Genomic DNA, 14,198 nt, shown 5'->3' on the forward strand with positions numbered 1-14,198 from the left:
ATTGTAAAACAATCAATTAATAGTATTTCAAAGTACCGTAAAATTATTGAGTAATCAAATTATTACATTTCAATTTAAGGTTTTTTAACATTTAAAATGTTAAAACTCCCTTTCCTTCGCAAAAAGGCATTTAATAAAAAGGCTTATGTCTGATTCAATTTATCCAGTGACTAACCTTGAGACAAACTCTCAACTAACAGGGACTTTATAGGGACCTCATTCGGACCTTGTCCGGACCTTATTCGGACCTTATTCGGATGAAAGCGAATAAAGTACCTATCAATCCCCTATTATATTAGGATAAAATTCCTGTTAATTAGAAGGTTGATGCACAGTTGCCCGTAAGATAGTACGGTCGTACTTCATAGCAGATACGGCGCATAAAACTTAAAAAACAAATGCATGAATGACTCGCATGTGGCAGAGCAAGTACGCGGTGGGTATCGTATAAGATCAAAAACGAAAAAAGCGGAATCACCCTGAGATGATTCCGCTTTTCTATATGATAAAGACAGCGTCTTATTTATACAATGGGAATTCTGCCATCATGGCTTTCACTTTACCATGGATCTTATCCAATTCAGCATCATTGGATGCATTTTTCAATGCCTCATCAATTAACTCTCCGATTTGAATAATATCATTTTCTTTGATACCACGAGTAGTGATTGCGGCTGTACCGAAACGCACACCTGAAGTTACAAAAGGAGAACGTGTATCAAAAGGAACCATATTTTTATTGGTTGTGATACCTGCTTTACCCAATACGGCTTCAGCTTCTTTACCAGAAATATCTTTGTTACGTAGATCAACCAACATCAAATGGTTATCTGTACCACCAGAGATAATCTTATAATCTCGATCAACGAAGAACTTTGCCAATGCAGCAGCATTTTTCTTCACCTGAACAATGTATTCCATATACTCGTCTGACAAGGCCTCACCGTAAGCAATTGCTTTTGCAGCAATTGTATGCTCCAAAGGACCACCTTGCGTACCAGGGAAAACAGCTAAATCCAACAATTGCGTTATCGTACGGATTTCACCTTTGGGTGTTTTGATACCCCAAGGGTTTTCAAAATCCTTACCAACCATAATCATACCACCACGAGGACCACGTAGTGTCTTGTGTGTCGTAGTTGTAACAATATGACAATGAGGAAGTGGATCATTCAATAGACCACGCGCGATCAAACCTGCTGGATGGGAGATATCAGCCAAAACAATCGCACCGATTTCATCAGCAACTTTACGGATGCGTGCATAGTCCCAGTCACGGGAGTAAGCTGAAGCACCACAGATGATCATTTTTGGTTTTTCACGAAGCGCGGTTTCTTCCAACTGTTCGTAATCAATTAGACCTGTTTCTTCTTTTACACCGTAAAATAATGGTTGATAGATCTTACCAGAAAGGTTTGCTGGTGATCCGTGAGTCAAGTGTCCACCATGAGATAAATCAAGACCTAAAATTTTGTCTCCAGGTTTGATTGTCGCCAAAAAAACAGCCGCATTTGCCTGTGCTCCAGAGTGAGGTTGAACATTTACCCATTCTGCGCCAAATAATTGCTTTGCACGATCAATTGCGATGGTTTCAATTTCATCCACAACTTCACAACCTCCATAGTAACGTTTTCCTGGGAGGCCTTCTGCATATTTATTTGTCAACACTGAACCAGCAGCTTCCATCACTTGTTTTGAAACAAAGTTTTCCGAAGCAATTAATTCAATACCTTCTTCTTGGCGTTTCAGCTCATCAGCTATTAAATTAAAAATGGCTTGATCTCTTTCCATTGTTTTTAAATGTTGTAAAGTAAATTTTGTTTTTATTTTAATGCCTCAAAGATAGCATATTCCATAAAGAATATCGACAAAAAGCCATATTTTATTAAATGTTCCTAGAAAAATGAGCTTATTTATGCGAATTAGCTAATTAACCAAGGTATCCGTTTAACTCCTATCTGGATTCACACAATCCAATAAAAATTGAATGTTTTGTAAATGTCAAAAATCCAAGGCGGGCGATTTGCGATTAAAAATATGTATTTTTGTTAAAGAATTGGCTAAAACATTATCAAAATGAGCACAGAACATACAGCAATTGCTCCTGTTACCTTAACGCAAGGGGCAATCAAGGAACTCAATAAATTAAAAGATCAGCAAGAAATTTCTGATGATTTTGGTTTACGTGTCGGTGTAGAAGGAGGCGGTTGTTCGGGTATGAGTTATATCCTTGGTTTTGACCAGAAAAAGATGGAGACAACGAGTACGAAATTGAAGGAATCCGTATTTTTATGAACAAAGCACATGGCTTATACCTTGCAGGCATGGAAATTGACTTCAAATCAGGACTTGACGCAAGAGGTTTTACTTTCAATAACCCAAATGCAAGTAGCACTTGTGGTTGTGGAAGTAGTTTTTCAGCATAAGTTGAAATTTGCACATATTCCAATGAAAAAGGGATTGCGGATAGCAATCCCTTTTTCATATTAGCCTCCGTAACAGCAAACCTGATCGACTGTTTCGGAAAATTCAACCGCCCCTTATTCCACGTATTCCTGCTACGATCGCCCTATCTCCTAGCTTTCAGTTCGACTTCATCAGCCACCATGATTGTGTAATCGTTGATCATTGACCGTATCGGGGATTTTCAAAAATATTTTGCTCATCATATAATGATACTACAGCAACAAAGCCCTCTTTCTTTTTCCATCATAATTCACTAAATTAGCGACCTTTAGAAAAGAAGCATACAACAGTCTGATGTACAAAGAATATAAGCAGTTAAATTTACCTGAGATTGGTAAAGAGATTTTGACCCGTTGGGAACAGGAAAAAATATTCGAAAAAGTATCAATAATCGCCCTGAGAGCAAGTCATATACATTTTTTGAAGGGCCACCTTCTGCAAATGGAATGCCTGGAATCCATCACGTGATGGCTCGTACGATTAAGGATATTTTCTGTCGCTACAAGACATTGAAAGGCTACCAGGTAAAACGAAAAGGAGGCTGGGATACCCACGGCCTTCCAATTGAACTTGCCGTCGAGAAAGCTCTTGGTATTACTAAGGAGGATATCGGCAAAAAGATTACCGTAGAAGAATATAATGACGCTTGCCGCAAGGAAGTGATGAAATATACCGATGTATGGAATGACCTAACCAACAAAATGGGTTATTGGGTCGATCTTGAACATCCTTACATCACGTATAAAAACGAATACATCGAAACCTTATGGTATTTGTTAAAAGAGCTCTATAAAAAGGCTTATTGTATAAAGGTTACACCATTCAACCTTATTCACCTGCTGCAGGTACAGGATTGAGTTCCCATGAGCTTAATCAACCGGGTACGTATAAAGATGTGAAGGATACAACAATTGTTGCTGAATTCAGATTGATCAAAAGCCAGCTCCATCCAGCGATTGAAAAGTTAGTGGATGATGAAGCCGAAGATATTGCATTTATCGCTTGGACGACTACGCCTTGGACCTTACCGTCCAATACAGCTTTGGTTGTTGGCAAGAAAATAAACTATGTCAAAATCAGAACTTTCAATAAATATACAGGTGCACCAATATCTGTTGTATTGGCAAAAGATCTGGTCAGCAAGCATTTTAAAGCAGAGGGGCAAGATGCCTCTTTCCAAGACTACAAATTGGGTGATAAAGTTATCCCTTGGGAACTTGCAACAGAATTTGTAGGGGAAGAGCTTGTTGGCTTGCGCTATGAACAATTGTTGCCTTATATCACCAATGAAGATTTACAAGAAAATGCATTCCGCGTCATCCCTGGTGACTTTGTGACCACTGAAGATGGTACAGGTATCGTGCATGCTGCGCCGACCTATGGTGCAGATGACTTTCGTGTAGCAAAAGAACACGGTGTACCGGGTATTTTGGTCAAAGACGAAAATGGGAAAGATGTTCCTACGGTAGACCGTACAGGTCGTTTCGTGAATGAAATCACCGATTTTGCAGGACGATTTGTAAAAGAGGAATACTACAGTGCAGAAGAGCGTGCGAAAGAAGATTTCAAACCTACTGACGTCTTGATCTCGATCAAACTAAAAGAGGATAACAAAGCATTTGATGTTAAAAATACGAGCACACCTACCCACACTGTTGGCGTACAGACAAGCCGGTTTTATACTATCCATTGGATAGCTGGTTTATCCGTACTACTGCGGTAAAAGAGGATCTGGTCGCTTTAAATAAAACGATCAACTGGAAACCCGAAGCAACTGGAACAGGACGCTTTGGAAACTGGTTGGAAAACCTGGTCGATTGGAACCTTTCCCGCTCTCGTTACTGGGGTACACCACTTCCAATCTGGCGTTCAGAAGATGAGAATGAAGAGGTCTGTATCGGTTCGTTACCTGAATTAAAGTCTTTGTTAGAGGCCTCCCTGACTTCGGATGTGCTATCGGCAGATGAGAAAGCGAAAAACCAAGCCTATCTAGATAAATTTGACACAGAAAAGCTAGATTTACACCGTCCATATGTTGACGACATCGTTCTTGTTTCTGATGCTGGTCAAAAATTATTCCGTGAGCCTGACTTAATTGACGTATGGTTCGATTCGGGAGCAATGCCTTATGCACAATGGGGATTGGATCATGAGAAGCTGGCAAAAGGTGAAGAGTTTCCATTTAAAGATGGATTCAATCATGCATACCCTGCAGACTTCATCGCCGAAGGTGTGGATCAGACTCGTGGATGGTTCTTTACGCTACATGCGATCTCTACAATGATGTATAAATCGGTCTCTTTCAAAAACGTTGTTTCCAATGGATTGGTATTGGATAAAAACGGAAATAAGATGTCCAAACGCTTAGGCAATGGTGTTGATCCTTTCTCAACGATCGATCAATATAGTGCTGATGCTACCCGTTGGTATATGATCAGCAATGCTGCTCCTTGGGACAATTTAAAATTCAACATGGAGGGATTGGATGAGGTACGCCGTAAGTTCTTCGGTACGCTATACAATACCTATGCATTTTTTGCGCTTTATGCCAACATTGATAAGTTCTCCTATGCAGAACCAGATATTACATTAGAAAACCGTCCTGAAATCGACCGCTGGATTGTCTCGTTACTAAATTCACTAACGAAAGAAGTAGATGAATATCTAGCGGATTACGAACCGACGAAAGCCGCACGTGCAATCCAAAACTTTGTGGATGAACACTTGAGTAACTGGTACGTTCGTTTGTGCCGTCGTCGTTTCTGGAAAGGAGAATATACCGAAGATAAAATTTCTGCATATCAGACATTATACACTTGTCTGGATACCATTGCGAAATTAATGTCACCAATATCGCCATTCTTCTCGGATAGACTATTCCTGGATTTGAATACTGCAACCAATAAGGAACAAGTTGAGTCAGTTCACTTAGCCAACTTCCCGGTATACGATGAAAAACTAGTGGATAAAGATCTGGAAGAACGTATGGCCCTGGCGCAGGATATTTCGTCTTTGACACTTTCACTACGTAAGAAAACGTCGATCAATGTGCGTCAGCCATTAAACAAAATCCTCGTCCCAGTACTGGATAGTGCTTTCCAGGAGAAGGTGGAAAAAGTAAAAGATTTGATACTTTCGGAAACCAATATCAAAGATATTGAGTTCATTACGGATACAACTGGTATAATCAAGAAAAAAATAAAACCAAACTTCAAAGCTCTTGGCGCGAAAGTTGGTAAGGATATGAAGTTAGTTTCTTCAGCTATCCAATCGTTGACTATAGATCAAATCAGCACATTGGAATCAGCCGGTGAATTGGCCCTAACAGGTACGCCATATACTATTCTATTAAGCGATGTAGAAATTATAGCAGAGGATGTGGAGGGATGGCAAGTTGCTAATCTGGGTAAATTGACCGTAGCATTGGATGTTCATATCACCGAAGAATTGAAGAAAGAAGGTTTATCAAGAGAGTTGATCAACCGTCTACAAAATTTACGGAAGGAAAAAGGACTTGAGGTGACTGATAGAATTAACGTAAAGTTAACAGCAGCCTCAGAAGTAGTCAATGCAGCGAAAGAAAATTTATCTTATATTTGCACCGAAATTCTAGCCGATTCATTGGTATTTGAAGATTCACTAACTGAAGGAGAGACCATCGAGATCGATGGCAAAGAACTTAAGGCATTAATCCAAAAAAATTAAATTATGGCAAACAACAACGAGAAAACACGCTATAGCGATTCAGAATTACAAGAATTCAAAGATATTATCTTGGACAAGCTTAGAATAGCAAAAGAAGAGCTTTCCTCGTTGACAGCAACGCTCAATAACAGCAATGCGAATGGTACAGACGATACTGCGGGCACATACAAGACCTTAGAAGACGGCTCTGCAACTTTGGAAAAGGAACAAACCAACCAATTGGCTGCACGTCAAAAGAAGTTTATCGACAATCTGGAAGCAGCGTTGGTGCGCATCGAGAACAAAACGTATGGTATCTGTAGAGAAACAGGAAAACTGATCCAAAAGAACGTTTGAAAGCTGTTCCGCATACAACCTTGAGCATCGAGGCGAAAAACAAACAATATTAATTTTAGGTAAAAATATATGGTCTTTGCGTAGGCAAAGACCATTTTTATAGCACAATGAAGGGGTATACGAAACCAGTCGCACTGATTGTCGCGATTCTTTTAATAGACCAATTGTCAAAAATATGGGTTAAGCTCTCTATGACAATTGGACAAAGTCATCACATATTAGGTAAATTCTTCCAAATCCATTTTATTGAAAACAATGGGATGGCCTACGGAATGGAATTTGGTGGTGATTACGGGAAATTGTTCCTGACCGTGTTTCGGATACTGGCCGTAGCTGGTATTGGGTATGGTCTACATTACATGATCAAGAATAAATACAACCGTGGCTTTATATTAAATGTCGCCCTGATTCTTGCTGGTGCTTTGGGAAATATCATTGATTCAGCATTCTATGGTGTGATCTTCAGTGACAGTACTTTTTACGACAAGGCATCTTTATTTCCGGCGGGTGGAGGATATTCATCCTTCCTGCATGGAAAAGTAGTTGACATGCTTTATTTTCCTTTAATTGAAGGTACTTTCCCTACTTGGGTACCTTTTTGGAGTGGTGAAGAGTTTCTATTCTTCCGGCCGGTATTCAACATTGCAGACTCAGCTATTTCAGTGGGGGTCGTACTGATACTATTATTCCAAAAACGTTATTTCAAAACAGAAAAAGAAGAGAAATCGAGTATCCATAGCGAAATCGTTGAAGATTAACGAAATATCTTACAAAAGCCTTGTTAATCGCAAGGCTTTTCTTTAAAACGTTAAAAACGGGGATCGTATTCTGATTATCAAGCAATCTGGTCATATAGGTTATGACGGTCTCCATACTAAATACCAAAAAATGAAAAACATTAACTTATTCCTTATCGTCTGCGCACTTTTTGTGACAAAAGTGGCACAAGCACAACAAATTGAAATCCCGAATCTAAAAAACATATCTACTACCTGGCGGATGACAAAATGCAAGGTCGCGGGACAGGTAGTAAAGAAGTGTTCAAAGTAGCGGACTATATCGAAAAGGAGTTTAAAAATATAAATTACAACCCAAGGGTGAAAAAGGCTATCGCCAATCTTTTAAAGCAAAGGTGTGGAAGGTAAAGGTAGCTGACAGTATTCGTAATGCTGACAATATTATAGGTTTTATCGATAATGGAGCCCCGCTGACAGTTGTGATAGGTGCGCATTACGATCACTTGGGAACAGGTCGCCAAGGTAGCTCAAAAGACTCGCTAGGTGTTGGTAAAATCCACAATGGTGCTGATGACAATGCTTCGGGTACTGCTGGTTTATTGGAACTCGCCCGTTATTTTAGCAGCAATAAGGAAAAAGAGCCTTATAATTTATTATTTATCGCTTTTGGTGCCGAGGAGCTGGGTCTGGTGGGTTCCAAATATTTTACCGAACACCCTACCCTACCGTTGGAAAAAATCACGGCAATGCTTAATATGGATATGATCGGCCGCTACAATCCCGACAACGGTCTTGCCGTCATCGGATACGGAACAAGCAGTCAATGGCCGACTATTTTCAAAGATATCCAAGCGCCTATCAAGTTCAACTTAAGCAAAGACGGTAACGGCGGGTCGGATCAGACTTCATTCTACAAAAGAATATTCCCGTATTATTCTTCCATACTGGCGGACATCCCGACTATCATATGCCAACGGATGATGCAGACAAAATCGATTACAATTCATTAAAATCTATTCTGGATCTAGAGAAATCGGTAATCGAGAATATCATGAAACAATCAAGTAAAATGGACTTTATCTGGACCAACTAAAACGGATAAAATAATCCGTTGATGACCTTTAAAATATAGCCTAGGCTCGAGGGCAAACGAGAGCGGATTTATTAAGGTACTTTAGATACCCGCGAGATTAAAACACAGATAAAAAAATAAGTATACGGATGAAAAAAATTCTTGTCACAGGATCCAATGGCTTTTTGGGTCAGAAGGTCGTTGACCTATTTGCTGGAAATAATCTTTATGAGGTTACAGCCATTTCAAAAGGCCCGAATAGAAACCCGAATCAAGCAGGATATATTTTCTATCAAGTTGACTTGTTGGATCAGATCCTATTAGCGGATTTTTTATCCAACCATATTTTTGATGCGATTATACACACCGCTGCTATGACCAGTGTGGAAGCATGTGAGGCCGATAAAGCTGCCTGCCAGCTGATCAATGTAGATCTGGTACAAACACTAGCAAGTTACTGCGAAAAAAATAAGACACAGTTGATCCATCTCTACCGATTTTGTATTTGATGGCAAAAAGGCACTGCCTATAATGAACTGGATGCCCCCACCCACAAAGTGAGTATGGGAAAAGCAAATATGCCTCTGAACAAGTACTGGCACAGTCTTCCTGTCCTTATGCGATCTTACGTACAATTTTGGTCTACGGTATCAACGGAGATCCGAATCGTTCCAATCTAGTCCTTTGGGCGAAGGCAAAGCTCTCCCAAAAAGAAGCTATAAAAGTGGTTAATGACCAATGGAGAATGCCTACCTTTGTAGATGATTTAGCGCATGCTTGTCAATTGGCTATTGAACGACAAGCTCAGGGAATATTTCATATCTCTGGAGCGGAGTTGATGTCCATCAATGAGGCGGTTTATAAAATCGCAGATTATTGGAAACTGGACAAAACATTGATTTCAGAAATCAGCGCGGCGAGTATTGGACAAGCGGATAACAGGCCGCGCCAGACAGGTTTTGATCTCAGTAAATCCGAAAAAGAACTGGGCTATGTACCAACAACATTTTTGAAATCTTTGGAAATAATTGATAGCCAATTCAAAGAATTTGGACGATAATGACAAAAAATGATATGATAGAGAAATTTGCTAGAGAGTCATACACGGAGATGAACGAATTGGTCCTACCTAACGATACCAACACATTTGGAAATCTAATGGGCGGCCGTTTATTATACTGGATGGATATCTGTTCAGCTATTGCCGCACAAAAACATTGTAGCAATGTGGTCGTTACAGTATCTGTGGATAATGTATCTTTTAAACGATCGATCAAATTGGGTGAAGTGGTCACCATACAAGCGCAAGTGACACGTGCATTTAACAGCTCCCTAGAGGTACGCATGGAAATTTTCGCATCAAATCTGCCCGAGGGCACACGTGTAAAAACCAATGAGGCTTATTATACCTTTGTTGCTGTAGACGCCGACAACAACCCCAAAGCCGTCCCTGTGTTGATCCCGGAGACAGAGCCAGAACACAAAGCTTACGAGGATGCGCTACAACGACGAGAACTTCGCCTTATTCTGGCAGGAAAATTAAAACCCGAAAATGCAAAAAAACTAAAAGCATTGGTCAGTTTATTTAGCCAAAAGAATTGATACCTTATGCTATAATTGCAGTAATAAAAAAGAGAGAACATATATACAAGTTCTCTCTTTTTATTTATAATCCTGTCCAAACAGGAGCAGTATGTTAGTCTAGCATTCTTCTAAATCAACTAGTCCTCGTTACCTAAGGCTAAGATTCGATCAAATTCCTCCGGTTTAAGTGGCATCACCGATAGGCGGCCCTGTCTTACCAAAGCGATATCCTGTAACTGTTCATCTGCTTTGATCGTCTCCAGGGTGACAGATTTCTTCAATGTTTCAACAGGAGCCAGATCCACGACAACCCAACGTTCATCATCTGTCGTTGGGTCCTGATAAAATTCTTTCACCACTTTTGCGACACCAACCACATCCTTTCCTTCGTTGCTATGATAGAACAGAACCAAGTCCCCTTCTTTCATCGCTTTCATATTATTCCTAGCCTGGTAATTGCGTACACCATCCCAAAACGTCCGTCCATCTTTATTGAATTGTTCCCAACTATATTTAAATGGTTCAGATTTTACTAAGAAATATTGCATAGTCAAATATTTGTTAAGCGTTAAAAACTATTGTTGCGGCATTAATACTTCCATTTTATCCGCAAAATGCGCACAGTAGTCACGCAAGTCACCGATCACCTTCTCAGCCATGGGATCTCCACCTGAGGAACGGATAAAGGAATCGCCCAAGGTTTGTAAGGTTTCATAAAAAAACGCTTCATTTCATCATAAGGCATGTCTTTGGTCCAAAGGTCAATGCGCATTGAATTTTTATAATGAGAATCCCATAGGGCTAAAAACATTGCTTTAGCAGGTAATTCTTCTGCATTATTCCCATCTGTGGACGACCACATGATGTTTTCAGGAACATTGTTTTCGTCCAGCTCTACTTGTAATTTTATTTCCGCTTTTTTCATTTTAGTATTGAGTATTGAGATATGAGTATTTAGTATTGAGATTTCAGTTTTGTAAGCCCATGGCATACATCGTATCTCTTCTTATTTTTTTATTTTCCACTACGCAAATGTCACTTTAACGATCAGGCTAGCAACACAGACGACCAGCAAAAACGCCAACTGTAGCATCCACATTTTTTATTCTCTTTAATGAGTACTCTAAACAAAATATCAACGATTGTCAGTAGTACCATCAAAGCTATAATGCCCCCATGTAAATAGTGCCTTTTCGTCATTGGGATTTTCCATAACAAACCAAGCTACCAAGCATGCACTAGCGATATTTAATGGAGTAAACCGCATTCTTCACCTATCGCTTCTTGAAATTACGATTTGATCCTGTTGCCTTACCACCACCAGACTTCCCTTTGCTCTTGGCTTTCGGCTTAAAGCCCGAGGCACGTTGTGCTTCACGTACTTCCTTTTGTTTGATCACATATTTCTTTTCATGGAAGGCTCCTGATAATCTGGATTGTCTTTTTCTTTTGATTATCAATATCACGTGCGATATCCTGTTTCTCCTGAAAAGGTGTTTTCTCAATAAATACCTCTTCCGGAATTGGATGTACCGGAATACTCTGCTTAATCAATTTCTCAATTTTTCGGACATAATATTTCTCGGCCTCATTACAAAAAGTGATTGCATCCCCTTCATTGAAGGCTCTACCGGTACGTCCGATACGATGCACATAGTCTTCGATAACAATAGGAACTTCGAAGTTGATTACGTGGCTCACATTGGACACATCAAGTCCCCGTGCTGCGACGTCCGTTGCAACTAGGATACGGATATTTCCCTCCTTAAATGCGTTGATCGAGTTTATACGGGTATTCTGTCCCTTATTCGCATGAATGACACGAACTTCATCTTTGCCATATTTACGCTCCAGAAAATGAAAAACGTTATCTGCAACCTGCTTTGTTTTACAAAAACAATCAGTCTACTAAAAGCTTCATCATCTTTCAATAGATGCTGCAGTAAATTCAGTTTTGTTTTTGATTAGGGACAAAATACAAAGCCTGGCTAACCGTTTTTGCGGGAGTCGCTTGTTCAGACACCTCGATAACGGTAGGAAAAGCAAGAAAATCTCCAGCGATCTTACGAACAAGCTCACTCATTGTTGCTGAAAACAATAGATTTTGGCGTTTGCGAGGAACGATTTCCAATACGCGGTGGATTTTGCTGATAAATCCCATATCCATCATCTTGTCCGCTTCGTCCAAAACTAAAAATTTGAGTGATTTAACGACGATATGTCCTTCTAAATATAAATCAAGGAATCGCCCCGGTGTAGCAACGATAATATCAACTCCTTTTTCAAGTGTTTCTATTTGAGTTTTTGGTCCTAATCCGCCATATAATACAACAGAACGTAAATCAAGGTAAGTAGAAAATAATTTGATGTTCTCCTCGATCTGCATCGCCAGCTCGCGGGTTGGTGTTAAGATCAGGGCGCGTGCATCAGTTCCTTGTGCATACTTCAATTTCATCAACATGGGCAATACAAATGCAGCTGTCTTTCCGGTTCCGGTCTGAGCTATTCCCATCACATCCTGCCCCGCCAATATCGGTGTAATTGCCTTTTCTTGGATCTCAGTCGGTTGTTCATACCCCGCTTCTGTGACCGCATTTAAGATCTGTTTATTGAATTTAAAATTTTCAAATGATTGCTGCATCCGACAAAGATAAGGAAAAGAGTCCATTTGACTTTCTTTGATAACCAATACGGTACACATTTACTTTTAATTGACATAAAAATTGGAAAAAGCACAATATAAAGTCTATTATTTTGGTTTTTAATAGAATTAAAGCATTTTTGTAGGGTATAAACAAACTTTTTATCAGGTTGATATGAAAAAATTATGGATGTGTTTGTTGTTGATAACAACAAGCTTTGCTGCATTTGCCGATGAGGGAATGTGGTTTTTAATGTATCTGAAGCGTCTAAATGAGGCCGATATGCAAAAGAAAGGCCTTCGTTTAAGTGCCGAAGAAATCTACAGCATTAACAACTCGAGCTTAAAAGATGCTATCGTGCAATTCAACGGTGGCTGTACAGCAGAGATTGTGTCTGACCAAGGCTTGGTATTCACCAATCACCACTGTGGCTATGGCGCTATTGCCGAATTGTCTACACCCGAAAATGACCATTTAACAAATGGTTTCTGGGCAAAAACAAAAAGCGAGGAATTGAAGCCTAAATCATTATCTGTACGCTTTTTTGTACGCATGGATGATGTTTCGAAACGTATCTTAGGTTTGGTCAACAATAAAATGACTGAAGATGAGCGTAACAAAATCATAGCAGCTGAGATCGCAAAAATCCAAAAGGAAAACAGCGAAAATGGCAAATATGTTGTTGAGGTAAAATCTTTCTACCAAGGGAATGAATATTATTATTTTGTATACCAAGATTATAATGACGTGCGTCTAGTGGGAACTCCTCCAAATAGTATTGGTAAATTCGGTGGCGACACCGACAACTGGGAATGGCCCCGTCATACAGGTGACTTTTCAATTTTTCGCGTGTATGCAGACAAAAACGGAAACCCAGCAGAATATGCACAGGACAATGTTCCATTGAAACCAAAACATTTCTTACCTGTTAGCTTAAAAGGTGTTCAAGAAGGCGATTTTGCTATGATCCTTGGTTACCCGGGGCGTACCAACCGTTGGATGCCTTCAGGTGGCATCAATCAAAACGTGAAATTTGCGTACCCAGCTTGGGTTGAAGCATCTAAAACAGGTATGGATGCTATGAAGAAATTCATGGATCAGGATCAAGCTGTCAAACTAAACTATGCTTCGAAATACTCTCAGGTAGCCAATTACTGGAAAAATCGTCAGGGTATGATTGATGCATTGACCTTACATAAAACAGCGGCATCTAAAGCTAAAGATGAGGTTAAATTTGACAAATGGGCAAATCAAGCCGCCAATAAAGCGGAATACGGTGATGTAATCAAAACAATCAATGCATTTTATAGTGCAACAAATGAGAAAGCGAAACACGATAATTACCTGATGGGTATGATCCGTTCCAGTGCAATCGCTACGCTACCTTATTCGATCGGTTCTGGTTTAGAAGTTTATGCTGCGGGTGATGAAGCGCGCAGAAAAGATATTCTTCCACGTTTAAAATCAGCAATCGATGCAGGCTACGAAAAAAATGTATATGCCTTTAGAAGAGCAGGTATTAATCGATGAATTGAATCTATATGCAAAAAAGCTGGGAATATCGCTCCATATGTTGCTGAATTAGCTGCTAAAAATAACAACGATTTCACAGCCTATATCAAAGAATCGGTAAAAAACAGCATTTTTGCTTCTGCT

8 protein-coding genes and 6 pseudogenes are annotated in these 14,198 nt (G+C 39.7%); 9 read left to right on the forward strand and 5 right to left on the reverse strand.

Going from position 1 to position 14,198, the window contains the following annotated elements; translation table 11 throughout:
* Window positions 1–519: 519 nt before the first annotated feature.
* Entirely contained in the window at window positions 520–1,791 is a 1,272-nt protein-coding gene (glyA, locus tag KUH03_RS12960; RefSeq protein ID WP_257093901.1) for a serine hydroxymethyltransferase, read from the reverse strand.
* Between the two features lie 285 nt (window positions 1,792–2,076).
* On the opposite strand from glyA, the pseudogene KUH03_RS12965 reads away from it, so the two are divergent.
* The 8 genes and pseudogenes from KUH03_RS12965 to KUH03_RS13000 all read left to right on the forward strand — a co-directional run bounded on the left by KUH03_RS12965 (window position 2,077) and on the right by KUH03_RS13000 (window position 9,918).
* Window positions 2,077–2,426: pseudogene (locus tag KUH03_RS12965) on the forward strand (HesB/IscA family protein).
* A gap of 334 nt (window positions 2,427–2,760) precedes the next feature.
* A pseudogene (gene ileS, locus KUH03_RS12970) lies at window positions 2,761–6,171 on the forward strand (isoleucine--tRNA ligase).
* A 3-nt stretch (window positions 6,172–6,174) separates the two neighbouring features.
* A pseudogene (locus tag KUH03_RS12975) lies at window positions 6,175–6,560 on the forward strand (TraR/DksA family transcriptional regulator).
* Between the two features lie 54 nt (window positions 6,561–6,614).
* The gene (locus KUH03_RS12980; RefSeq protein WP_257093902.1) at window positions 6,615–7,265 is read left to right on the forward strand and encodes a lipoprotein signal peptidase; all 651 of its coding nucleotides are present in this window, start codon (window positions 6,615–6,617) and stop codon (window positions 7,263–7,265) included.
* A gap of 458 nt (window positions 7,266–7,723) precedes the next feature.
* A pseudogene (locus tag KUH03_RS12985) lies at window positions 7,724–8,337 on the forward strand (M20/M25/M40 family metallo-hydrolase).
* A 128-nt stretch (window positions 8,338–8,465) separates the two neighbouring features.
* Entirely contained in the window at window positions 8,466–8,825 is a 360-nt protein-coding gene (locus tag KUH03_RS12990; RefSeq protein ID WP_257093903.1) for an NAD-dependent epimerase/dehydratase family protein, read from the forward strand.
* An 86-nt stretch (window positions 8,826–8,911) separates the two neighbouring features.
* On the forward strand, window positions 8,912–9,376 hold the full coding sequence (locus KUH03_RS12995; RefSeq protein WP_257096939.1) for a sugar nucleotide-binding protein: 465 nt from the start codon (window positions 8,912–8,914) through the stop codon (window positions 9,374–9,376).
* A 14-nt stretch (window positions 9,377–9,390) separates the two neighbouring features.
* On the forward strand, window positions 9,391–9,918 hold the full coding sequence (locus tag KUH03_RS13000) for an acyl-CoA thioesterase (protein WP_257093904.1): 528 nt from the start codon (window positions 9,391–9,393) through the stop codon (window positions 9,916–9,918).
* 119 nt (window positions 9,919–10,037) lie between these two features.
* On the opposite strand, the gene KUH03_RS13005 is transcribed toward KUH03_RS13000, so the two are convergent.
* From KUH03_RS13005 to KUH03_RS13015, 4 genes and pseudogenes are all read right to left on the reverse strand, one after another.
* Window positions 10,038–10,448 (reverse strand): EVE domain-containing protein, encoded by a 411-nt coding sequence (locus KUH03_RS13005; protein WP_257093906.1) that lies wholly within the window; start codon window positions 10,446–10,448, stop codon window positions 10,038–10,040.
* Between the two features lie 27 nt (window positions 10,449–10,475).
* Window positions 10,476–10,825 (reverse strand): annotated as a pseudogene (gldC, locus tag KUH03_RS13010) (gliding motility protein GldC).
* Window positions 10,826–11,174: 349 nt separating this feature from the next.
* Window positions 11,175–11,300, reverse strand: a complete 126-nt coding sequence (locus tag KUH03_RS48580; RefSeq protein WP_373564944.1) for a hypothetical protein — start codon at window positions 11,298–11,300, stop codon at window positions 11,175–11,177.
* Window positions 11,297–12,541, reverse strand: a pseudogene (locus KUH03_RS13015) (DEAD/DEAH box helicase); the annotation flags it as partial. The gene KUH03_RS48580 and the pseudogene KUH03_RS13015, both read right to left, overlap by 4 nt.
* Window positions 12,542–12,716: 175 nt before the next feature.
* Between KUH03_RS13015 and KUH03_RS13020 the strand changes: the two are divergent.
* Window positions 12,717–14,072, forward strand: coding sequence for a S46 family peptidase (locus KUH03_RS13020; protein WP_257093908.1), 1,356 nt, complete (start codon window positions 12,717–12,719; stop codon window positions 14,070–14,072).
* Window positions 14,073–14,198 lie beyond the last annotated feature (126 nt).

This window comes from Sphingobacterium sp. E70, assembly GCF_019285695.1.
Lineage (GTDB): Bacteria > Bacteroidota > Bacteroidia > Sphingobacteriales > Sphingobacteriaceae > Sphingobacterium > Sphingobacterium detergens.

What these genes read in the sequence shown, in the direction of transcription:
- KUH03_RS13000 (WP_257093904.1), top strand. Translation starts at nt 9,391, where the DNA reads ATGATAGAGAAATTTGCTAGAGAGTCATACACGGAGATGAACGAATTG.
- KUH03_RS13020 (WP_257093908.1), top strand. Translation starts at nt 12,717, where the DNA reads ATGAAAAAATTATGGATGTGTTTGTTGTTGATAACAACAAGCTTTGCT.
- glyA (WP_257093901.1), bottom strand. Translation starts at nt 1,791, where the DNA reads ATGGAAAGAGATCAAGCCATTTTTAATTTAATAGCTGATGAGCTGAAA.
- KUH03_RS12990 (WP_257093903.1), top strand. Translation starts at nt 8,466, where the DNA reads ATGAAAAAAATTCTTGTCACAGGATCCAATGGCTTTTTGGGTCAGAAG.
- KUH03_RS13005 (WP_257093906.1), bottom strand. Translation starts at nt 10,448, where the DNA reads ATGCAATATTTCTTAGTAAAATCTGAACCATTTAAATATAGTTGGGAA.
- KUH03_RS12980 (WP_257093902.1), top strand. Translation starts at nt 6,615, where the DNA reads ATGAAGGGGTATACGAAACCAGTCGCACTGATTGTCGCGATTCTTTTA.